The following is a 20,739-nucleotide window of genomic DNA, read 5'->3' as shown; positions in this document are numbered from 1 at the left end:
TTGATCGCGGTACTTTACGACAACGCCAAGTCAGCTCCCTCTCCCTGTGGGAGAGGGTTGGGGTGAGGGGCCAATCTGTGATCCATCGCACCGTTTTGCCCCTGCGGTTGGACATCTCCCTCCGGCTCGGTCTTTATCTACTTCCTTGGCTAGATTGATTTTTTCCTCTGAGGAATTTCCGATGCACAAACCCTTCAGTTATACGCTACTGGCTTCTTCGCTATTCTTTTCCCTTAATGCGCTGGCTAAACCGGCTGGCGATCTGCCGCTGATGCCCTGGCCGCAGCAGGTTGAGTTAGCTCAGCCGCAAGGCAAGCTGGTGTTGGATCACCGCTTATCGTTCAACGTTCAGGGCGATGACTTGAGCGAAGCGCAGGCTCGCTGGCGCGATCGCCTGGAACGGCAAACCGGTTGGACGTTGGCCCCACAGGGCGAGAAAAACCAGGCGGCAACGATTAACATCATCATCAAACATCAGGTTGCAGCCCAGCCGTTACCGGATAGCGATGAGAGCTACCAGCTCAAGGTGACGCCGCAGGGCGCGACGCTGACGGCTAATACTCGCTTCGGTGCGCTACGCGGCATGGAAACGCTGCTGCAACTGGTGCAGACCGACGGTGAAAACACTTTCATGCCGTTGGTGAATATTACCGACGTCCCACGCTTCCCTTGGCGTGGGGTACTGCTGGATTCGGCGCGCCATTTCCTGCCAGTCGAGGATATTCTGCGCCAGCTCGATGGCATGGCGGCCGCTAAACTCAACGTATTCCACTGGCATCTGACCGACGATCAGGGCTGGCGCTTTGCTTCCGAGCACTATCCAAAGCTACAGCAACTGGCCAGTGACGGTCATTTCTACACCCGTGAACAGATGCAGCAGGTAGTCGCCTACGCCACGGCGCGGGGTATCCGTGTGGTGCCAGAAATCGATCTGCCGGGCCATGCTTCTACCATTGCCGTAGCCTACCCAGAGCTGCTCAGCGCGCCGGGGCCGTATCAGATGGAACGCCATTGGGGTGTCCACAAGCCCACGCTCGATCCTTCGAACGACCAGGTTTATCAGTTTGTCGACAGTATTATCGGTGAACTGGTGGCGATCTTCCCCGATCCTTACTTGCATATCGGCGGGGATGAGGTGGATGCCACCCAGTGGAAAGAGTCCAAAACCATCCAGGCGTTTATGCAGCAGAACCAGCTGGCGGATGCCCATGCGCTGCAGGCCTTCTTCAACCAGAAGCTGGAGAAAATCCTCGAAAAGCATCAGCGCCGCATGGTGGGTTGGGATGAGATTTACCATCCGACCTTGCCGCGCACCATCGTGATCCAATCCTGGCGTGGGCCAGATTCGCTAGGGGCCAGCGCCCAGGATGGCTATCAAGGCATCCTCTCTACCGGTTTCTATCTCGATCAGCCGCACAGTACCGCCTACCACTATCGCAATGAAATTTTGCCGCAGCCGCTGGGGGTAGATACCAACGTGCAGGCGGGGGAGCAGGCGCAGAGCTGGCAGTTCAGCATGCCGCGTTTCAAGGGGAGCCCGGTGGAAGGCACCTTCACGCTGATCGAAGGCAAGCAGGGATGGCGTGGCTTTATCGATTTCAAAGACAAATCGCGCCGTGCAGTACGGGATATCGAGTGGCGTACGCCAGAACAGGTGACCTTCCGCATTGATACCTGGATGGGTGACACGCGCCCGGTATTTACTCTGCAACAGGATCAACTGAGTGGTTACACGTTGGTGGGCAACGTGCGCTATCCAACCAGCGGCAGTAAATTGACGGCGATCCCGGCGGGCGTGATGCCGGTGGTGCCGGATGAGCAGCATCAGGCCAATATTCTGGGGGGCGAAGCCGCATTCTGGGCGGAAAACATCCGCGCGCCGGTGCTCGATCTCAAGCTGTGGCCAAGAACCTTTGCCGTGGCGGAACGTATGTGGTCGGCCAAGGATGTGACCAACGAGGATAATATGTACCAACGCCTGGCGGCGATAGATGCCTGGTCGGTGGTGTCTGTTGGCCTGCAACAGCACGCTGAAACGGCGCGTGAGTTTACCCGTTTAGCTAACAGCGTAGATATCACCCCATTGCAGGTCTTGGCCGAAGCGGTGGAGCCGGGGCAGTATTACACCCGTCAGCATCTGAAGTTCAAGGCAGGTAATTATCATCAATTTGAGCCGCTGAACCGCTTTGCCGATGCCATCCCACCGGAAAGTGCGGCGGTACGCGATCTCGATCAGCAGGTGGCGTTGCTGCTTAAAGACAAGAACCATCGGGCGGCGGCAGAGGCGATCCGTGAACGTCTACAACGCTGGCAACGTAACGGTGCACCGGTGAAGCAGGTGATAGCCGGTAACGTGGTGATGAAGGATTTGGCACCGGTGGTACAGGATGTCAGCGCGTTGGCCGATCTGGGCTTGATGCTGTTGGAACGCTATCAGCAAGGGAAGCCTTTGAGTAAAGCCGAGGCGGAACAGGCTCAGCAACAGTTGGACGCGGCAGCACAAATCAGGGATGAAGTCGTGATTGCGGCGGTGTACCCGCTGGAAACGCTGTTGCGCGCCGTGAAGGTGCAGTAATCCTGACAGGGGAGGGCCGCTATTGCCGTCCCCGCTGCTTTCCTTGGCGAGAGTTTTATCGTTATCAAGCTTCAGCTTGAAAGGTGAAGGATATCACTCTACTTTATTGATTGACGATAAATAGCAGGCAGATTATGACAGCTAAAAAAATAGAAACCGCCCTGGTCACCGCTGGCCGTAAGCCTCGATTCACCCAAGGATCGGTCAACCCGGTGATCCAACGCGCCTCTTCCTTAACCTTTGATACGGTGAAGGCCAAAAAGTTTGCCACCGCCAACCGTGCCAAAGGTGAGTTATTCTACGGGCGTCGCGGCACCCTGACGCATTTCTCATTCCAGGACGCGATGGCCGAGCTGGAAGATGGGGTAGGCTGCTCGCTTTACCCTTGTGGGGCGGCGGCTGTCACCAATGCTATCCTGGCGTTTGTTGCCAGTGGCGACCATATCCTGATGACCGGAGCCGCCTATGAGCCGACGCAGGATTTCTGCAACAAGATCCTGAGCAAGCTGGGCGTGGCAACCACCTATTATGACCCACTGATCGGTGCCGGGATCGCCGAGCTGATCCAGCCCAATACCAAAGTGCTGTTCCTTGAATCCCCAAGCTCTATCACCATGGAGGTTCAGGACGTACCGGCGATGGTGAAGGCAGCCCGGGCGGTGAACCCAGATATCGTCATCATGATTGATAACACCTGGGCGGCGGGCATTCTGTTCAAGGCGCTGGATTTTGACGTGGATATCTCTATTCAGGCTGGAACCAAATATATCATCGGCCATTCCGACGCGATGCTGGGTACCGCCGTGTCGAACGCTCGTTGCTGGGACCAACTGCGTGAAAACTCCTACCTGATGGGGCAAATGGCTGACGCGGATACCGCCTATAACGGCAGCCGTGGCCTGAGAACGCTGGGCGTTCGCCTCAAGCAGCATGAGATCAGCAGCATCGCCATTGCCGAATGGCTGGCGGCGCGGCCAGAGGTGGAGCGGGTCAACCATCCGGCGCTGCCTTCTTGCAAAGGGCATGAGTTCTTCCAGCGCGATTTCAACGGTAGCTGCGGGTTATTCTCTTTTGTGCTGAAAGCACGGCTGACCAGTGAGCAGATCGCCCACTATCTGGACCATTTTGAGCACTTCAGCATGGCCTATTCGTGGGGCGGGTTTGAATCGCTGATCCTGGCCAACCAGCCGGAAGAACTGAATGAAATCCGCCCGGCAGCCAAGGTGGACTTTACCGGCACGTTAGTGCGTGTTCATATCGGTTTTGAGAATATTGACGACCTGATCGCCGATCTGGAGGCGGGCTTTGCGCGTCTGAAGTGACCCCTCACCCTAACCCTCTCCCACAGGGAGAGGGGACCTACCGTGCCACAGATTGGACTTTGTGCCCGACGATAGCGACAGCTCTGAACGAACCACAATTTTACTCCCGCACTCGACTACAAGACCGATCTGGCTCCCTAACTTTGGGAAGGGGGACGGAACATGTCACAGATTGACTCCTACACCTGACAACAGCACTGAACTGGCTCCCTCTCCTTGGGGAGAGGGTTGGGGTGAGGGAGAACGCACCTTGGTCAAACCAGAACATTTGGCGAGCTTGTAGAACCCATCTAACCCGTGGCTTTGAACGAGAGTGATTTTGCGGATGAATGGTTATAGATTGATGATGATGAAAAAACAAACGGCCAGCAAAGGCTGGCCGCATTCGATCGCACCGGGTTGCCGATTAACGGCGAACGGCGATGGCTTCGATCTCGATTTTTACGTCTTTTGGCAAACGTGCCACTTCAACGCAAGAACGCGCTGGGAACGAGGCGTTGTGCTCGGTGAAGAACGCTTCATAGGCCGCGTTAACGGTAGCAAAATCGTTGAGATCTTTGACGAAAACGGTGGTTTTAACGATATCGCCCACTTTCAGGCCTGCGGCTTCCACGATCGCCTTCACGTTGGCCAATGACTGGCGCGCCTGAGCGGCAACGTCATCGGGTACGGCACCGGTTTTCGGATCGACCGGGATCTGGCCGGAGGTGATGATCATGCTGCCCAGGTCAACGCCCTGCACGTAAGGACCAATGGCGGCTGGCGCGAGTTCAGTGCTGATATTACGTGACATTTTTTCTCCTGATATCCTGTTGTTGTTCAAACGGCGAGTCGGCCCGCCGTAAACTCACATGGACGCAGCATGCAGCGCCCCTACGACGCACCATTATAAAGGGTGCCCGCCAGATTGACAGCGCCACCACCCCAATTTTAGTCCGTCTGTAACACCACCTGATGATCGAACTCTTTCTCGCAGTAACGGCACTTCAGGTGCACTTCGCCAGAATGGGATTTGACGCTGAAACTGGAGGCCACTGGCTCGCTGCGGCTGATGCAGTTGCTGTTCGGGCAGGTCAGTACGCCGTCGATATGATCCGGCAGGCTGAGCGTCAGCTTGCGCACCACTTCATAGTTATCGATACGGTTGACCGTAGCCTTGGGCGCGTACATCGCCAGCTGGTTGGCCTGCTGCTCGGTCAGGAAGGTGTTCTCGATCTTGATCAGATCCTTGCGGCCCAGCTCTTTGGAGGGCAAGTTCAGGCCGATGGTAATGCGCTGATCGGTGGCGGTCAGTTTGAACAGCGAGAGCAGCTTAAAGCCGATTTGCGCCGGAATATGGTCGATCACCGTGCCGCACTTGATCGCTTCAACCTGGAGTTTGTTATCGTGAGTCATGACGGTTCCCCCTTAAAGAGCCAATTCTGCGTTTAAAACCAGTGCCAACAGCGCCTGACGGGCGTAAATACCGTTGCCTGCCTGTTGGAAATAGTGGGCATACGGTGTCTTGTCCACCTCAATGGCAATCTCATCAATGCGCGGCAGCGGATGCAGCACCTTCATGTTGTTCCGGGCACCGGCCAAGTCAGACGCACGCAGGATGAACTGCGCCTTCACGTTGGCGTATTCGGACGGGTCCAGGCGCTCTTTCTGCACGCGGGTCATATACAGAATATCCAGTTCCGGCACCACTTCTTCAATGCTGTTGTGGCGGCTGTAGGAGATGCCTTTCTCGTCCAGCATCTTCAGGATATAGCTCGGCATTGCCAAAGCGTCTGGCGCGATGAAGAAGAAGTGATTCCCTTCATATTTTGCCAGCGCCTGGGTGAGTGAATGTACGGTGCGGCCATATTTCAGATCGCCGACCATGGCGATATTGATATTGCTCAGGCGGCCCTGGGTTTCCTGGATGGTGAACAGATCCAGCAGCGTTTGGGTCGGATGCTGGTTCGAGCCGTCACCGGCATTCAACACCGGGATCCCGCCAGAGAATTCAGCGGCCAGACGGGAAGCGCCTTCCTGCGGATGACGCATCACAATGGCATCAACGTAGGTGCTGATCACCGAGATGGTATCGGCCAGCGTTTCGCCCTTTTTGCCGAGGGAGGTGTTGCTGCTGTCGGAGAAGCCGACCACCGAAGCCCCCAGGCGCTGGATAGCGGTCTCAAACGACAGGCGGGTACGCGTAGACGCTTCAAAGAAGCAGCTGGCGATCACCAGGTGTTTGAGCAGCTCCGGCTGCGGGTTAGCTTTCAGGCTGGCGGCGGTGCTGAGCACCAGCTCCAGATCTTCACGGCTGAGATCGTTAATAGAGATGATGTTCTTGCGATACAGCGGATTGGCCATGTTCACTCTCCTCGACTCTTGCCCTTGGCGCGGGGCTTTTCAATGTAATAGCAATGCGTTGGACAAAAAAAAGCCCCTCAACGAGGGGCTTTAAATGATGGTTCATGCAACAGGGGAAATAACGGCAGTTGCCCGCCGATTGGCTGGCGGTTTTGTCGAGTGTGGCGAACAAAACAAAGCTCGTTTTTCATGCTTTCTCCTGGCAAATTGTCGCGCATTATACTCGCGCTTTTTTTCTCTGCAAGGGTAAAAACACCACTTTTTGCGATTTCGCAATCGATTGGCTTGGCGATTACCGCTGCGAGTAGAACTTGGTGTCTGGTTGTTTGGCCATGTTGCCGCTAGCGCTTAATCCCGCATATGCTCACCGGCCTGTAAGGCAGCCCGGTTGTAATGCTGCACGATGTGGCCGTTCTCCATCAAGGCGGCGCGTTCGGACATATGGGCAATCACGTCACCGTCGTGGCTGACCAGTAGGTAGGTCATGCCGTGCTCGCGTTTGAGGTGGTTGAGCAGGTTGAGGATCTCCGCCTGCACCGACATATCCAGCGCCGAGGTGGGCTCATCCAACAGCAGTAGCTTAGGCCGCAGCAGCAAGGCACGGGCGATAGCGACGCGCTGGCGCTGGCCGCCGGAAAGCTGGTGGGGATAGCGTTGTGCCGTGGCTGGGTTCAACCCTACCTGCCGCAAGGCTTCGTCGATCCGCGCCGTAATGTGTTTTTCACCGTGGATCTTCAACGGTTCACCCAGCGTACGGGCAATTTGATGCTGCGGGTGCAACGATGCGTAGGGATCTTGAAACACCATCTGCACGTCACGGCGTAATTGGCCGGTGAAACGTTGCTGTGGTTGCAGAGGCTGGCCGAGCAAGCGTATTTCTCCTCGCCATTCACGTTGCAAACCGGCCAGCACGCGCAGCACGGTGGACTTGCCACAGCCGGAAGCGCCAATCAGGCTGAAGGTTTCCCCGGCTTCGACGTTAAAGCTCACCGATTCCACGGCGATCTTATGGCCGTTGCCCTGCGGGAAACTAACCTGCAGGTTGTCAATTTCAATCAGCGCCATGTTCGCTCCGGGTAAAATCGATGCTGCGATCCAACACCGGCAGATCCTGGCCGTAGGTGCTGGCATTGGGGCGGCAGGCCCACAGCGTGCGGGTATAAGGATGGGTGGCTAGCGGCAGGTTGGCCGCGATCCCCTGATCCACCAGCTTGCCCTGATACATCACCCATACCCGGTCGCAGCGCTCGGCCACCAGTGGCAGATCGTGGCTGATCAGCAACAGCCCCATGTTACGCCGCGTGGTTTGTTCGACGATCAGATCGAGGATCTGATTACGCAATCTGGCATCCAGCGCCGAGGTTGGCTCATCGGCAATCAGCAGTTGCGGATCGTTGACCAGCGCAATCGCCAACATCGCACGTTGCCCCATGCCGCCGGAAAGCTGGCCGGGGTAGCTGTGATAGAGGCTCTCCGGCAAGCCGACGGCGGCCAGTGAGTTCAGCACCCGCTCATGGCGATCGGCCCGGGTTAGTGCGTTGTGCAGTACCAAGGATTCTTCTATCTGCTTACCGATGCTGCGAACCGGATTCAATGCGTAGCGCGGATCTTGCAGCACCATGGCGATTTTGGCGCCGCGTACCTCGTTCCATTGGCGTGGCTGCAGCTTCAGTAAATCGGTCTCACGATAGTGCAGCTTATCGGCGGTGACTATGCCCGGTTTACGCACCAGCCCCATCAGGGCGCGGGCGGTCATGGATTTGCCAGAGCCGGATTCCCCCACCAGCGCCACTTTCTCCCGGCCAATGCTGAAAGAAAGGCTATCTACCACCTTGTGGCCGTTAAATTCGATACTCAGGTTCTGTGCTGTCAGCAGTGGTTCAGTCATGATGCGGATCCAGTAAGTCGCGCAGGCCGTCGCCCAGCAGATTAAATGCCAGGCTGCTGATCAGGATCGCACAGCCAGGGATCGCGGCGATCCACCACTGATCGAAGATCACCTGCATACCATCGGCCACCATCGATCCCCATTCCGCCATCGGCGGTCGGGCACCTAGCCCCAGGAATCCCAGACCGGCGGCGGCCAGAATAATTCCAGCCAGATCCAGTGCTAGCCGGACGACGGCAGAGGGCAGGCACATGGGCAGAATATGGCCCCACAGCAGGCGCGGCCCCTGAATGCCCATCATCTCGGCGGCGGCCAGGTAGTCGCTTTTACGCAGCAGTTGGATCTCGGCTCTGGCCTGGCGAGCATAGGCGGGCCAGGTGGTGAGCGCCAACGCCAGCGCACCGTTGACCAGCCCAGGGCCGAGCATCGCCACAAAGGCGAAGGCCAGGATCAGCCGTGGCATCGACATCACTACGTCGGTAAAACGCATCAGCACGCGCTCCAGCCAGCCGCCGTAATAGCCGGATAGCACGCCAATAAGCAGGCCGAGTGGCAGGGTGATGGCCGTGACCAGCAGCACCAGCCCAAGGGTTGGCCGGGTGCCGTAAATCAGGCGTGAAAGCACGTCGCGGCCATAGCTGTCGGTGCCAAGCCAGTGGCCAGCTCCGGGCGGCAATAGGCGGTTGGCAGCGTTCTGCCAGTTGGGATCAACAGGTGCCAACCAAGGCGCTAACAGCGCTATCAGCACCAGTAACAGCAGAATGGTGGCTCCGCAGGTGGCGGAAGGCGAACGTTTAAGTAGCGTCATAGTCATTGGCGCGCCCTCGGATCAAGCAGGCGTACCAGCAGGTCAGTGAGATTGTTGATAATCACAAAGCACAGGCCGATCAGCAGCGTGCCGCCCATGATGGCGGTGGTGTCCCCGGCAAACAGCGCAGTGGTCAGATAGCGGCCAATGCCTGGCCAGGAGAATACTGTTTCGGTCAGAACCGCTCCCTCCAGCATGCTGGTATAGGCAAGAGCGATCACCGTCAGCAGGGTGCCGCTGATGTTGGGCAGCACGTGGCGGAACATGATGCGCATCTCGCTGGCCCCTTTGGCGCGCGCCAGGGTGATGTACTCTTTATTCAGTTCGCTCAGGCAGGCGGAACGGGTCAGGCGGGTAATGCTGGCTAACGAATAATAAGCCAGCAGGCAGACTGGCAGCACCAGATGTGCCAACGCATTGCGCACGGCCCCCGCATCGCCGGAAAGCCAGGTATCAATCAGCGCGAAGCCGGTTTTGGCCTCCACGGTGTATTGGTAGATATCGTCCAACCGCCCCGGCCCGGCGCTCCACTGTAGCTTGGCGTAGAACAGCAATAGCATCAGCAGCCCCAGCCAGAAGATGGGTACCGAGTTGCCGAGGAGGGTAATAAAACGCACGCCGATATCCAGCTTGCTGCCGGCAAAACGCGCACACAAGACGCCAGCCAGTACGCCGAGCGGGGCACCAATCATCAACGACAACGTGGCCAGTTCCAACGTGGCCGGGAAGGCATGCAGCAGATCCAGCAACACTGGTTGGCCGGTGGCGCTGGCGGTGCCGAGATCGCCATGGGCCAGCCGTTCCAGATAGTGCCAGAACTGCACCGGCAAAGCGCGATCCAGGCCAAGCTGTTGTTTTACCTGCTCATAGGTGGCGGCGCTGGCGTGATCGCCGACGATCTGCAACACGCGATCCACCGGTGACAGGGCAGACAGCAGGAAGGTGATCAACAACAGGCCGAACAAGGTCAGCGCCAGCGTGAGCAGCCCCTGCGCCAAGCCCCAAAGACGACGCCGGGCATTGCTTCCCGGCGTGGATTTTATTGCTACCGACATGGCAATCCTGATTATTTGCTAACGCGATCGTAATAGACCATATCCGCATTCAGGCCCTGTTGATAGCCTTTGACGTTATCGCGCAGCACCACCTGCGTTTTGGCTTGATCGATAAACACATACGGCGAGCTACGCTGCAATTCCTGCTGCATGGCGGTATAGAGCGCGGTGCGTTTGGCCGGATCGGCTTCTGCGACTGCTGCCAGCGTTTGTTTGCTCAATTCAGGGATCTGCCAGCTGTTCAGCCCGGCTACGGTGCTGCTTTTGCCATCGTTATAGGCGAAGGCGCTGGCGTTGGAGTGCGCATCGAAGTAATCCGGGATCCACAGGCGGATCGCTGCCTGATGCTGCTTGGCGCGTACGCGGGCATAGACCTGGCTACCGGCTGCTGGCAACAGATCGAGCTTCACGCCACCCTGGGCAAAGCTTGCCTGTAGGGACTGGGCGATGGTGATAAACGGCGGTTTGTTTTCCACGTCCAGCGTCAGGCTGGCGTTGGTTATGCCGGCTTTTTCCAGGATTGCCTTGGCTTTGGCCGGATCGAAGCTGAACGGGTTATCTTCCAGCGCTCCCGGCAGGCCGACCGGCAGGAAGCTTTGATGGACGAAGTATTGCCCTTTCAGCAGATCCTTGGTGATGCCCTGATAATCAACCAGATAGCGGGCCGCTTCCCAGAAGGCCGGGTTCTTCAGCAGCGGGTTGGTGGTATTTCCGGTGTTGAACACCAGATAGTTCTGCTCGGCGGAAGGGATTTCCAGCACCTTCACACCCGCCTGGCTTTTCAGCGCGGCGGTTTGATCCGGGCCGAGTTCACGCGCCACGTCGGCATCCCCTTGCTGGATCAGCAGGCGGCGCGCGCTTGGGTCTGGCACGTTTTTGATAATGATGTTGCTTAGCAGTGGCTTATCGCCCGGTGAAGTTGGGTTGGCATCCAGCACGATCGCCTGATGCGGCTGGTAAACCCGCATCTTGAACGGGCCGCTGCCCGCAGAGTGCATCTTCAACCAGGCGTTGCCGAAGTCATCACTCTTCACGTTGGGCTGCACGGCTTTGCTGTCGACGATTGAGGCGATCGGCGTCGAGAGGATATTCAGGGCAACCGCCGGGCTGACGTCTGCCGTCCAGCTCAGTTGCACGGTATGGTCGTCGATCTTTTTCAGCTGTTGTTCGATGTTGTCCGGCTGCCAGCCGAGCACGTTGAGGATAAACGCCGGTGACTTGTTCATCTTCACTGCGCGGGTGTAAGAGAAAATCACGTCGTCGGCGGTCAGCGGGTTACCGGAGGAAAACGCTGCCTGTGGGCGCAGCTTGACCGTCAGGGTCTTGGCGGCGGCATCATCCTGCCAGCTTTCCGCCAGCACCGGGATCACCTTGGCCGGATTATCCCGATCGGCTTGCACCAGACGCTGATAGAGGCTGGGTACGGTCTGGATGCTGGAAAGCTCATTGGCCTCCGCCGGATCCAGGCTGACGATATCATCCAGTGACTGCACCACCACCAGCGTATTCGGCGGTGTGGCGGCCAGTGCAGTGGTGGAGAGGGCGGCAAGAATAAACAGCGGCAAGACTTTGGCTTTCATAGACGTTTTCCCTTGAATGTACCGGTAAACCAGAACGGAGAAGAGTTTGTTCTCATTAGTTTTTTACGGCATTTCCGCCGCCAGAGTGCCACGGTAGAACGTTGGTAAAAAACAGGCAAAGGCCAATAAGTTATTAACAATAACGAAAAAGACTATACCCGTCGTATTTCAAGCTGCAGCGTTGTTACCTGCACTTACTCACCCCAGTCACTTACCCAAAAGTAAGCTCCTGGGGATGAGTAAGCTTGTCGCCTAGCTGCAACTTCAAATCCATAGGGTATATAGGATAAAGCGGGGGGGATTAACCAGAAAAAACCCTTCTATAAGAAGGGTTTTTGGAGAGGGCGATTTACAGGGTTTTGCTCAGCGTGGCGACCATCACCGCCTTAATGGTGTGCAGGCGGTTCTCTGCCTGATCGAACACGATGCTGTGCTCCGACTCGAACACCTCGTTGGTCACTTCCATACCGCCGTGCATACCGTACTGCTCGGCCATCTGTTTACCCAACGTGGTTTGATCGTCATGGAATGCTGGCAAGCAGTGCAGGAACTTCACCTGTGGATTACCGGTCAGTTTCACCATCGCCATATTCACCTGATACGGCCTGAGCAGCGCAATCCGCTCCTGCCAGACTTCTTTGGCTTCCCCCATCGAGACCCAAACGTCGGTATACAGGAAATCGGCACCTTGCACACCTTCGGCAATATCTTCCGTCAGGGTGATTTTACCGCCGGTCTGCTGCGCCAGCGCCTGGCATTCTGCGACCAGCTCGGCCTGTGGCCAACAGGCTTTTGGCGCGACCAACCGCAGATCCATGCCCACTAGCGCGGCGGCTTCCAACAGGGTATTGCCCATATTGTTACGTGCATCGCCAATGTAGGCGAATTTCACCTCGCTCAACGCTTTCCCCGGCAGGTGTTCACGTACGGTGAGCAAATCCGCCAACAGTTGGGTGGGGTGGAACTCGTTGGTCAGGCCATTCCACACTGGCACACCAGCATGTTCCGCCAAGGTTTCCACCAGGCACTGACCAAAACCGCGATATTGAATACCGTCGTACATCCGGCCCAGCACGCGGGCGGTGTCTTTCATCGACTCTTTATGGCCGATCTGGCTGCCGCTTGGGCCAAGGTAGGTCACCTGAGCGCCCTGATCGAATGCGGCAACTTCGAAAGAGCATCGGGTGCGGGTGGAGTCTTTTTCGAAGATGAGCGCAATGTTCTTGCCTTGCAGATGGCGAGTTTCCTGGCCTTGCTTCTTGGCCTGCTTCAAATCGGCGGCCAACTGCAACAAGGACTGGATCTCACTGGGGGTAAAATCCATTAATCTCAAAAAGTGACGACTGTAGAACGGGTTCATCTGGCTCATCTCCGTAAATCCCTATCGTTTTGATTGAATTTAAATTCACTTTATATGTATGAATATTCAATTTCAACCCCAAGGCAGAAATCTTTCACGTTTATCGTGGCAGCGGTGACAGCGGTGTGTGAAAATAGAAGTAACGAAGCCCATTTTATTGAGGATAGAGGCATGGCAAACCGCGAATTGCTGGAAGAACAACGTGAAGAGACCCGCCTGATCATCGAAGAACTGCTGGAAGACGGCAGCGATCCGGATGCGCTCTACACCATCGAGCACCATTTCTCTGCCGAAAAGTTTGAAGTTTTGGAGCAGGCCGCCGTGGAAGCCTTCAAGTTGGGCTACGAAGTGACCGATGCCGAAGAGCTGGAAGTGGAAGATGGCTCCATGGTGATGTGCTGTGACGTGATCAGCGAAGTTGCGCTGAATGCCGAGCTGATCGACAGCCAGGTAGAACAACTGGTAGCACTGGCAGAAAAATGCGGTGTCAATTACGACGGTTGGGGCACCTACTATGAAGATCCGAACGGTGAAGAAGGCGACGATGAAGAAGACGGCGACTTTATCGATGAAGACGACGACGGCAAACGTCATTAATTAAATCCTGCGGGCTGGCGCAAGCTGGCCCCTGATAGAACCCGATGAAATACCAATCACTGTTATCCCCGATTTTAAACTTCCTGCACTGCGAAACCCCGGATGGATGGATCGAAGCGGCCCGTCGCCCGGAAAACCTGCCACTGTTGCTGACCGACCACCTGGTATGCGAGCTGAAAGCGGCGCAGACTGGCATGTGGCTGATCCGCCGCTACGTGGCCGATAAAGAGAGTGGCGATGCCCTGCTGGCGCTGCTCAGGCCCTATGAGGCGTTTGTGCACGAGGCGCAGGAAGTACCGGAAGAGCTGTTCCGCCAGAGCGCGTTTACCAGGAAGATCCTGCCGAAGAACGGCTCGGCCTATGGCCAGGATCTGGTCGACAAGATGGTGTTGCTGATCAAAGAGGAGCTGCATCATTTCTCGCAGGTGCTGGAGATCATGCAGGCCCGGCAGATCCCTTATAGAAAGATCACCGCCAGCCGCTATGCCAAAAGCATGATCCGCGAGGTGCGCACTCACGATCCGGCTACCCTGATCGATAAACTGATTTGCGGCGCGTATATCGAGGCCCGCTCCTGCGAACGCTTCGCCAAGCTGGCCCCGTTCCTGGACGATGAGCTGAACCGGTTTTACGTCTCGCTGCTGCGTTCCGAAGCCCGCCATTATCAGGATTACCTGACGCTGGCAGAGCAAATTGCCGGCGGCGATATCAGCGAACGCGTGGCTTTTTTTGGCCAGTTGGAGGCGGAACTGATCCGCTCACCGGACACCGAGTTCCGCTTCCACAGCGGCGTGCCGGTGGCGTAAAGTCTCACGATCCGGCCCTTCCCATCTAGAGGCGAGGCCGGTCAGGTTACTACCGAAAATCGGAGTACAACTGCTGGCCACGGTAGCCAATACGTTGTGAGAGCTCCAGGGCGGTGTCAGAGATCATTTGCCCCAATGCGGCGATTTTTTCGGGTTGCTGGTTAATTTTGTTAAACAGGCTGGCGACGCTGATAGCGGCGTAGACCTTGCCCCGAAAGTTATAGACTGGAGCGGCAAGGCAGAACACCTCGGCATTATGTTCGCGATCGTCAACGGCATAACCCTGCTGGCGTGCCTGATTTAAAATTGCGAAAAATTTCGCTTCATCAGTCACGGTATATGGCGTAATCGCCTGCAACCCGCCGGTGCGGGCCAGAATGGTTTTAACCTCATCGTCAGGCAAGGTTGCCAGGATCGCTTTACCCAGCCCGGTGCAGTACAGCGGGTTGTTCGAACCAATTCTGGCGGAGGTTCTGACGGAGTTGGGGCTTTCCACTTTATCGAAATAAACCAACTCATCGTTATTGAGCAACGCCAGAAACACGGTTTCCCCCGCGATTTCTGCGAGCTTTTCCAGCATTGCATGTGCGACGTTGTGGAAAGGCGTTTGCTCCAGGTAACAGGCCCCAGTCTGGAACAGTTTTACGCCCAGCTTGAACGACTTCTGCTTTTCGTTGGCTTGCTCCAGATAACCTTTATCGAGCAGGGTGTAGAGAATATCAAAGGTGGTGCTCTTGGGGATGCCCAGTTGCTTGCTGATTTCGGTAATGGTCAGTTCGCTTTTGCTTGCTGCGACCAACTCCAGCATATCCAACGCCCGGGCAACCGAACGATTTATCTTTTCAGACACGGGCTTACCTCACCGTTATTGTTATAGCTGGCAGTATAACGAGGTAGCGAGGGTGAATACAGATCTGCTAAATAATAACCAAGCTACGGCTGTTCACCGTAGCTTGTCTGCCCTGATGTCAGGACCGTTTTCCCTCATGAAATGCCTGGATAAAGGCTTGTGCCTGTTGGGTGATGGCCGCCCAGTTGCCTGCCTCAATCCATTGTTTATTAGTCAGTGCGCTCCCCACCCCCATTGCAAACGCACCGGCCTTGGCAAATTTGCGGGTATTTTCAAGCGTAATCCCGCCAACCGGGATCATCGATAGGTTATCCAACGGCCCTAACACCTCTTTCATATAGTCAACGCCGAGGCTATTGGCTGGGAACAGTTTTAACAGATCTACCCCCAGGCGGCAGGCCTGCAAAATCTCTGATGGGGTCATCACCGCAGGGATCATCAGGCGTTGCTTTTCGTGCACCATCATCACCACATCGGGGTTGAAATCGGGGGAGAGGACAAAGTCGGCACCGGCGTCCAGCACCAGCTGTGCCATTACCGGGTTTAATACCGTCCCCGCGCCTACACACATTCTGTCTCCCATCTCCTGCTTAAGCGCGCTGATGCTTTCCAGGTGCCGGGTCGAGTTACAAGTGACCTCAATGACTCGGATGCCGCCGTCATACAGTGCATTGGCAAGGGGGATAATGCCCTCGGGCGCGACGCCACGAACGATGGCAATCATGCCGGTTTCTTCTATGGCGCGGATCACGCGTTGTTTAATCATGGATAACCTCTTGGGAAATATCAGGGAGCGGGCTCCCTGATGACATCAATCCGTTACGGTCACCGGTTCTTTGACGATGAACCAATAACACAGTGCAGCACAGGCTGCGATAATCCCACCGCTGACAAAGGCCAGGGTGTATGAGCCAGTGACATCGGCAATCAGCCCGGTCACCAGCGGTGATAACGATCCGGCAAAATAGCCACCGAAGTTCTGGATGCTGCCAACCGAAGCCACCATGGACGCCGGGGCGACATCGCCAGGTAATGCCCAGCCAGTGGCAGAAAGTGAAGAGAGCAGCGCCATGGCAATCACCAGCAAGGTCAGGGTGGCAGAAAGGCTATCCACCATTGGCACCGCAATAACAGCGACGCCGGCCAGCAGTGCAGAGACGCTGATGGTGACGCGCTTGGCTTTTAAGGATTCGGTGAAAATCTGTTTATCCACCAGCCATTTGGAGATGTAACCACCGGCAATGGCACCGACAATCCCACCGAAGTAGGGAATACTGGCGTAGATGCCTAATTCCTTGAACTGGATATTTTGGGTTTTCATTAAATAGAGCGGTAAGAAGGTGGTGAAAATATTCATCATCCACACATAACAGAACCAACCTAAAATCATTCCCCAGATACAGCGATATTTAAACAGGCCGCCCCAGCTGATTTTTTCAGCATCTCCCGTCAGTTTTTGTGCTGTGCCGCCGCCGCCTTCTTTAATATAATCCAGCTCTTCTTTGGTAATGTTTGGGTGCCGCTCTGGCTGGTGATAGGCGAAGATGAAAAATACCACGAAAACAAAACCTATTGCCCCGGCAATATAAAACAGCGCACGCCAACCGAATGGCACAATGATAGCGACCAGGATCGGCGGAGCGATGGCTGGCCCCCATTTGGACGCTGCATCCCAAAATCCGGTTGCCAACGCACGTTCACTTTTGGGGAACCATGAGGCGGTAATTTTTGCCGCACCCGGCCAGCATGGGGCTTCGGTGATCCCCAGCAGTCCACGGGCAAAAATCAGCGTCACCATACTGCTACAAGCACCGGTTAGCATGGTGGCTCCGCTCCATAAGCCGACGGCCCAACCGTATACTTTTTTCGGGCCGAAGCGGTCAACCAGCCAACCGGCCGGGAGTTGGCAAAGCGCGTAGATCAGCGCAAAGACCGAACCCAGCAATCCGATATCCGTATTCGATAATTCAAGTTCTTTCATCATGTCGGGCGCAGCAATGGAGAGGCTGGCACGATCGAGGTAGTTGACAATACCGCCAATCAATAAGAGGAATACAACAAACCAGCGCTTATTTCCTCGTTTTTTTGTTATAACTTTTTCATTAACGATGGTGTTCATAATCAGACCTTTTAATTTTGTGTAGGATACAAAGGAATTAAATAATCTGTCGGTGGTGAGCCAGGGAAAATAATCCAGAACTGGAAAGTGAACGATCTACCGATGCCAGGGTAACTTCCCCGTTAAACCACGGGTCATTTTCAATGAGGGTAGCGAAGGCGAATTTAAGCGTGTCTTTGCCGCATACCACGACGTGAGTATCCGGGGTAACCGTAAAGGCCTCGCTATTTTTGACCGCCTGCAGGTCATCTTGTAGCACGGCTCCTAACAGGACATTGGCTTTCTGGTTGAGCGTAAGTTGGCTGAACATATCCAGAACGCGCACAGAAAAACAGGTGCGGGACAAGCCCGTTTGCCGACATTGGTTCGCACCTTGCAGCAGAGCGGGGGCTTCAATCTCCTGAGCGAATTGCCGATCCAGGGAGTTGGCCAGGATCGTATGCCGGGTAATCACGTCCAGTAGTTCACCCCCTAATGTTGTGACACAACCTTCGATGCGGTCCTGGGCATCTATCTTGACGAATTTAGAGTGCGAACCCGGCAGCACGATCAGCGCCGGGCCGTGGATGTCCAGGCTGGCGAGTACGCCTATAGCTTCCGTCTCTTCGCCACGCATCATGTCCATCTGCTCGGCATTACCCAGCGTGACGGCAGAATCATGATTGCGAATGCCTGGTACAAACCAGATAGGTTCCTCGGCGATCTCTGGCAGATTGGCGCAGACCATGCCTTGAGCCAGTTCGCCAAGCCCGGCAGGCGCCAACAAATGCGGAATTTCGCATAATCCCACGTTGGAGGTGATCATACCCGATGACAGGTAAACCACGCGTTCAGCCGCCGGTATCGCGGCCAGATTTTTGGCTTCCTGAACGGCTTCGCGTACGCCATTCATCAGCGTTGCAGTACTGCCAGAGATGGCGGTATCGCGTACGCCGATGGGGCGTGCCGCTTCAGCCAACAGCCGTTCGTCCTGCCAGGCACATACCCTGGTGTTGGTGGTGCCGGTATCGATAGTGATTATATACATATCATTCTCGTTATTATTATCAGCGTAGGGTGCGGAGTGTATTAGCAATAGCGCTGGCGCCGGTTATCGCTAACAGATCTATTTGCTGTTCATCGGAAATTATTCGCTGTGGGCTATCTATTTTTAACTGCTGTCGAATAACGTGCTGGTAAATCTCACAACGTTTCGCATGGCCGATTAAAAAGATCTCGCCATGGAAATTAAACCCCTGGTGTTGGGCACTGGTAAAAACCTTGATATCGTCACCTGCCATGGCGCTTTCAAGGAACAGTTTGCGTTGCGGCGTTGTGGTCGGAAACGCGAATTGTAAGAATCGGCTCATTAATATTGTGCGTAATAAACCGCTCTCCTGCACGGCCTGGCAGGCGGCATCAATAATCTGCGGCTCTATTTTTGCCTGCGCCTCTTCTTCTGGCGTGGTGGCAACACTGGCTGCGACAAAGGTCTGCTTTAGGATTGCTGCATACACCTGGCCGCTTAAGGAGGTAATACTGCCGGCAATTTTCCCCTGTTGATTAATCGAAATCAGTTTGGTGGTGGAACCCAGCTCGATCAGGATACAGGGGAGCTTGGGCTGATAGCCCAACAGTAACCCGACAGCCTGAGTCTCTTCACCCCGCATCAGGTCAATACCGCTGAGGTTTTCCCATGAGGGAGTCGTCTGGTTACGAACGCCAGGTATCAGCATGACGGGAATATCCAACGCCAGGAGTTCATTGGCAGCAAATGGCACAGTATGCTGTGCCAATTCGTCAATCCCGACCGGTGCAACCAGATGGGGAACCTCATGCAAACCCAGGTTTGACGTGATCATGCCTGAGGCAATAATAAAGGTGATATCCTGCTGAGCCTTACCGTTTCTTGCCAACAATTCGGTTACGCCACGCACCATCGCCTGACGTAATAGATTATTATTTCCATGAGTGACGGTGGAGTTGACCCCTTCGCCGATTGTGATCTTGTCAATAATCTTATTGTCGGTGAATGCCAGCAGATAAATACGTGTCGTGGACGAACCTGAATCAATGACAATAAACATGCTCACTCCTTTAAATAGCGCAGTTGAGGCTGATGTTTTTCATTAAAGGCTACGTTGTAAAATGTCACGCAAGGTGTCGGCATCCGGCACTCGCGGATTATTCTCCAGCACCACTTTCATGGTGGTTTGCACGTTATTGATGATCCAGTCGAAGTGCTCTTCTTTCACCCCCAGTTCAGTCAAGGAAGGGAGCATATTGACTGATGACAGTAATGACGTGACGGCCTGTACGCTGCTGTAAGCGGCTTCTTCAAGGCTCATATCGCGAGTATCCACCCCCATGGCGTAGGCAATGGCGGCAAATTTTTCAGGAGCGGCCGACCAGGTGTATTCCATAAAAGCAGGATAAACCGCGGCGATCCCTTCAGCGTGTACGACGTCCAGCAGCCCGCCCATTGGGTGTTGCAGAGCATGCGGCAGCGCCGTACCGGCACAGTCGATCGCCATTCCGGCAAGCGTACTCGCCACGCATACCTGCTCCCATGCCGCCAAATCGGTCACATCGGCATACACGCGTGGCAGGTTCTGCGTCAGCAGGGTAATTGCACGCAGCGAGAGCATTTCACTGACTGGGTGGGCATTCCGGGAGATATATGACTCCAGGGCATGGAACAAGACGTCGGCACCTGGCCCGGCGATCACGCGTTTTGGCAGCGTGAGCATCAGTTCTGGGTCAACAATCGAGGCGACCGGATAGATTAACGGGTTAACCAAGCCTTTTTTATCATGGGTTTCCGGGTTGGTGAACACGGCGGTACGGTTAGCCTCGCTGCCGGTGCCAGCGGTGGTCGGCACCAGGATATTTGGCAGCGCGTTCTGTGCCTGGGTTTTGCCAAACACATAGTCCCAGATGCTGCCTGGATTGCAGGCACAAAACGCGATGCCTTTGGCCATATCCATTGCGCTGCCACCACCAATACCAATCACCAGATCGCATTGCTCCTGTCGTGCCATTTCAGCACCGGCTTCCACCAGTGTGGAGAGCGGGTTTTGCATAAATTTGTCATAGACGGCAAATGCCACCCCGGCGGCAGCCAGGGTTTCCTGCGCCCGAGCGAGCAGGCCCGTGGTCTTGGTGTTATCAGAAACGACTAACAGTGCTTTCTTCCCGTACTGTTGTGCGATGGTACCCAGCAGAGCAAATTTGCCAGGGCCAACGTGGAGTTTGACGGGATTATTGAAGGTAAAACTGTTCATTGTTTATCCTTATTGTCCGCATATTCGGATCATGTTCGCAATTGTGATTATATTGGCCGTGTTTCATCCAGCATTCAACCCTTTTTGCTGGATTAATGAGCGCAATCACATTTTTTCTGGTTGTTGGTGAATATGGCGGGAGGTAAACAGGGGGGATTTTTTAACGTGATTTG

The 20,739-nt window shown here is 55.5% G+C and carries 19 protein-coding genes; 4 read left to right on the top strand and 15 right to left on the bottom strand.

Annotated elements, in window-relative coordinates:
- Window positions 1–181 precede the first annotated feature (181 nt).
- Window positions 182–2,575 carry a beta-N-acetylhexosaminidase gene (locus ACX9GU_RS24020; protein ID WP_473193160.1) on the top strand — a complete coding sequence of 798 codons (2,394 nt, stop codon included), beginning with the start codon at window positions 182–184 and terminating at the stop codon, window positions 2,573–2,575.
- A gap of 134 nt (window positions 2,576–2,709) precedes the next feature.
- Window positions 2,710–3,897, top strand: coding sequence for a cystathionine beta-lyase (gene metC, locus ACX9GU_RS24015; protein WP_473193159.1), 1,188 nt, complete (start codon window positions 2,710–2,712; stop codon window positions 3,895–3,897).
- Window positions 3,898–4,303: 406 nt separating this feature from the next.
- Here the strand turns inward: metC and ridA are convergent, their stop codons facing one another.
- The 9 genes from ridA to argF form a co-directional block, all read right to left on the bottom strand.
- Window positions 4,304–4,690 carry a 2-iminobutanoate/2-iminopropanoate deaminase gene (gene ridA, locus ACX9GU_RS24010; protein ID WP_021179099.1) on the bottom strand — a complete coding sequence of 129 codons (387 nt, stop codon included), beginning with the start codon at window positions 4,688–4,690 and terminating at the stop codon, window positions 4,304–4,306.
- Window positions 4,691–4,827: 137 nt separating this feature from the next.
- Window positions 4,828–5,292 carry an aspartate carbamoyltransferase regulatory subunit gene (pyrI, locus tag ACX9GU_RS24005; RefSeq protein ID WP_447882983.1) on the bottom strand — a complete coding sequence of 155 codons (465 nt, stop codon included), beginning with the start codon at window positions 5,290–5,292 and terminating at the stop codon, window positions 4,828–4,830.
- 12 nt (window positions 5,293–5,304) lie between these two features.
- Entirely contained in the window at window positions 5,305–6,240 is a 936-nt protein-coding gene (gene pyrB / locus ACX9GU_RS24000; protein ID WP_473193158.1) for an aspartate carbamoyltransferase, read from the bottom strand.
- A gap of 348 nt (window positions 6,241–6,588) precedes the next feature.
- A complete protein-coding gene (locus ACX9GU_RS23995) occupies window positions 6,589–7,305 on the bottom strand; it encodes an ABC transporter ATP-binding protein (protein ID WP_473193157.1) in 717 nt (238 codons plus the stop codon).
- On the bottom strand, window positions 7,292–8,128 hold the full coding sequence (locus tag ACX9GU_RS23990) for an ABC transporter ATP-binding protein (protein ID WP_473193156.1): 837 nt from the start codon (window positions 8,126–8,128) through the stop codon (window positions 7,292–7,294). The genes ACX9GU_RS23995 and ACX9GU_RS23990 overlap by 14 nt, the downstream gene beginning before the upstream one ends.
- Window positions 8,121–8,942 (bottom strand): ABC transporter permease, encoded by an 822-nt coding sequence (locus ACX9GU_RS23985; protein ID WP_473193155.1) that lies wholly within the window; start codon window positions 8,940–8,942, stop codon window positions 8,121–8,123. Before ACX9GU_RS23985 ends, ACX9GU_RS23990 begins: the two co-directional genes overlap by 8 nt.
- Window positions 8,939–9,991 (bottom strand): ABC transporter permease, encoded by a 1,053-nt coding sequence (locus ACX9GU_RS23980; RefSeq protein WP_473193154.1) that lies wholly within the window; start codon window positions 9,989–9,991, stop codon window positions 8,939–8,941. The genes ACX9GU_RS23985 and ACX9GU_RS23980 overlap by 4 nt, the downstream gene beginning before the upstream one ends.
- An 11-nt stretch (window positions 9,992–10,002) precedes the next feature.
- Window positions 10,003–11,571 carry an ABC transporter substrate-binding protein gene (locus tag ACX9GU_RS23975; protein WP_473193153.1) on the bottom strand — a complete coding sequence of 523 codons (1,569 nt, stop codon included), beginning with the start codon at window positions 11,569–11,571 and terminating at the stop codon, window positions 10,003–10,005.
- 349 nt (window positions 11,572–11,920) lie between these two features.
- A complete protein-coding gene (argF, locus tag ACX9GU_RS23970; protein WP_024485837.1) occupies window positions 11,921–12,940 on the bottom strand; it encodes an ornithine carbamoyltransferase in 1,020 nt (339 codons plus the stop codon).
- A gap of 162 nt (window positions 12,941–13,102) precedes the next feature.
- Here argF and rraB point away from each other — a divergent pair, with 162 nt between their 5' ends.
- Both rraB and miaE read left to right on the top strand, forming a co-directional pair.
- Window positions 13,103–13,528 carry a ribonuclease E inhibitor RraB gene (gene rraB, locus ACX9GU_RS23965; protein ID WP_166733982.1) on the top strand — a complete coding sequence of 142 codons (426 nt, stop codon included), beginning with the start codon at window positions 13,103–13,105 and terminating at the stop codon, window positions 13,526–13,528.
- Between the two features lie 44 nt (window positions 13,529–13,572).
- A complete protein-coding gene (gene miaE / locus ACX9GU_RS23960) occupies window positions 13,573–14,334 on the top strand; it encodes a tRNA isopentenyl-2-thiomethyl-A-37 hydroxylase MiaE (RefSeq protein WP_021807809.1) in 762 nt (253 codons plus the stop codon).
- Window positions 14,335–14,383: 49 nt separating this feature from the next.
- On the opposite strand, the gene ACX9GU_RS23955 is transcribed toward miaE, so the two are convergent.
- The 6 genes from ACX9GU_RS23955 to ACX9GU_RS23930 form a co-directional block, all read right to left on the bottom strand.
- The gene (locus ACX9GU_RS23955) at window positions 14,384–15,184 is read right to left on the bottom strand and encodes an IclR family transcriptional regulator (protein ID WP_071681280.1); all 801 of its coding nucleotides are present in this window, start codon (window positions 15,182–15,184) and stop codon (window positions 14,384–14,386) included.
- 118 nt (window positions 15,185–15,302) lie between these two features.
- Complete coding sequence (locus ACX9GU_RS23950; RefSeq protein WP_071681281.1) at window positions 15,303–15,950, bottom strand: bifunctional 4-hydroxy-2-oxoglutarate aldolase/2-dehydro-3-deoxy-phosphogluconate aldolase; 648 nt, start codon at window positions 15,948–15,950, stop codon at window positions 15,303–15,305.
- 45 nt (window positions 15,951–15,995) lie between these two features.
- Entirely contained in the window at window positions 15,996–17,303 is a 1,308-nt protein-coding gene (locus tag ACX9GU_RS23945; protein ID WP_071681282.1) for an MFS transporter, read from the bottom strand.
- 37 nt (window positions 17,304–17,340) lie between these two features.
- Window positions 17,341–18,330 (bottom strand): 2-dehydro-3-deoxygalactonokinase, encoded by a 990-nt coding sequence (locus ACX9GU_RS23940; protein ID WP_473193152.1) that lies wholly within the window; start codon window positions 18,328–18,330, stop codon window positions 17,341–17,343.
- A 19-nt stretch (window positions 18,331–18,349) separates the two neighbouring features.
- Window positions 18,350–19,369 carry a 2-dehydro-3-deoxygalactonokinase gene (locus ACX9GU_RS23935; RefSeq protein ID WP_473193151.1) on the bottom strand — a complete coding sequence of 340 codons (1,020 nt, stop codon included), beginning with the start codon at window positions 19,367–19,369 and terminating at the stop codon, window positions 18,350–18,352.
- A gap of 42 nt (window positions 19,370–19,411) precedes the next feature.
- Window positions 19,412–20,566 (bottom strand): iron-containing alcohol dehydrogenase, encoded by a 1,155-nt coding sequence (locus ACX9GU_RS23930; protein WP_473193150.1) that lies wholly within the window; start codon window positions 20,564–20,566, stop codon window positions 19,412–19,414.
- Between the last annotated feature and the right edge of the window lie 173 nt (window positions 20,567–20,739).

Source organism: Serratia sp. K1WW1, from assembly GCF_055790865.1.
The sequence above is the reverse complement of the archived record's forward strand: the minus strand, read 5'-3'. Positions and strand labels throughout refer to the sequence as shown.

Coding starts and splice junctions, on each gene's coding strand:
- ACX9GU_RS24020 (WP_473193160.1), top strand. CDS start 182: ATGCACAAACCCTTCAGTTATACGCTACTGGCTTCTTCGCTATTCTTT.
- metC (WP_473193159.1), top strand. CDS start 2,710: ATGACAGCTAAAAAAATAGAAACCGCCCTGGTCACCGCTGGCCGTAAG.
- ridA (WP_021179099.1), bottom strand. CDS start 4,690: ATGTCACGTAATATCAGCACTGAACTCGCGCCAGCCGCCATTGGTCCT.
- pyrI (WP_447882983.1), bottom strand. CDS start 5,292: ATGACTCACGATAACAAACTCCAGGTTGAAGCGATCAAGTGCGGCACG.
- pyrB (WP_473193158.1), bottom strand. CDS start 6,240: ATGGCCAATCCGCTGTATCGCAAGAACATCATCTCTATTAACGATCTC.
- ACX9GU_RS23995 (WP_473193157.1), bottom strand. CDS start 7,305: ATGGCGCTGATTGAAATTGACAACCTGCAGGTTAGTTTCCCGCAGGGC.
- ACX9GU_RS23990 (WP_473193156.1), bottom strand. CDS start 8,128: ATGACTGAACCACTGCTGACAGCACAGAACCTGAGTATCGAATTTAAC.
- ACX9GU_RS23985 (WP_473193155.1), bottom strand. CDS start 8,942: ATGACTATGACGCTACTTAAACGTTCGCCTTCCGCCACCTGCGGAGCC.
- ACX9GU_RS23980 (WP_473193154.1), bottom strand. CDS start 9,991: ATGTCGGTAGCAATAAAATCCACGCCGGGAAGCAATGCCCGGCGTCGT.
- ACX9GU_RS23975 (WP_473193153.1), bottom strand. CDS start 11,571: ATGAAAGCCAAAGTCTTGCCGCTGTTTATTCTTGCCGCCCTCTCCACC.
- argF (WP_024485837.1), bottom strand. CDS start 12,940: ATGAGCCAGATGAACCCGTTCTACAGTCGTCACTTTTTGAGATTAATG.
- rraB (WP_166733982.1), top strand. CDS start 13,103: ATGGCAAACCGCGAATTGCTGGAAGAACAACGTGAAGAGACCCGCCTG.
- miaE (WP_021807809.1), top strand. CDS start 13,573: ATGAAATACCAATCACTGTTATCCCCGATTTTAAACTTCCTGCACTGC.
- ACX9GU_RS23950 (WP_071681281.1), bottom strand. CDS start 15,950: ATGATTAAACAACGCGTGATCCGCGCCATAGAAGAAACCGGCATGATT.
- ACX9GU_RS23945 (WP_071681282.1), bottom strand. CDS start 17,303: ATGAACACCATCGTTAATGAAAAAGTTATAACAAAAAAACGAGGAAAT.
- ACX9GU_RS23940 (WP_473193152.1), bottom strand. CDS start 18,330: ATGTATATAATCACTATCGATACCGGCACCACCAACACCAGGGTATGT.
- ACX9GU_RS23935 (WP_473193151.1), bottom strand. CDS start 19,369: ATGTTTATTGTCATTGATTCAGGTTCGTCCACGACACGTATTTATCTG.
- ACX9GU_RS23930 (WP_473193150.1), bottom strand. CDS start 20,566: ATGAACAGTTTTACCTTCAATAATCCCGTCAAACTCCACGTTGGCCCT.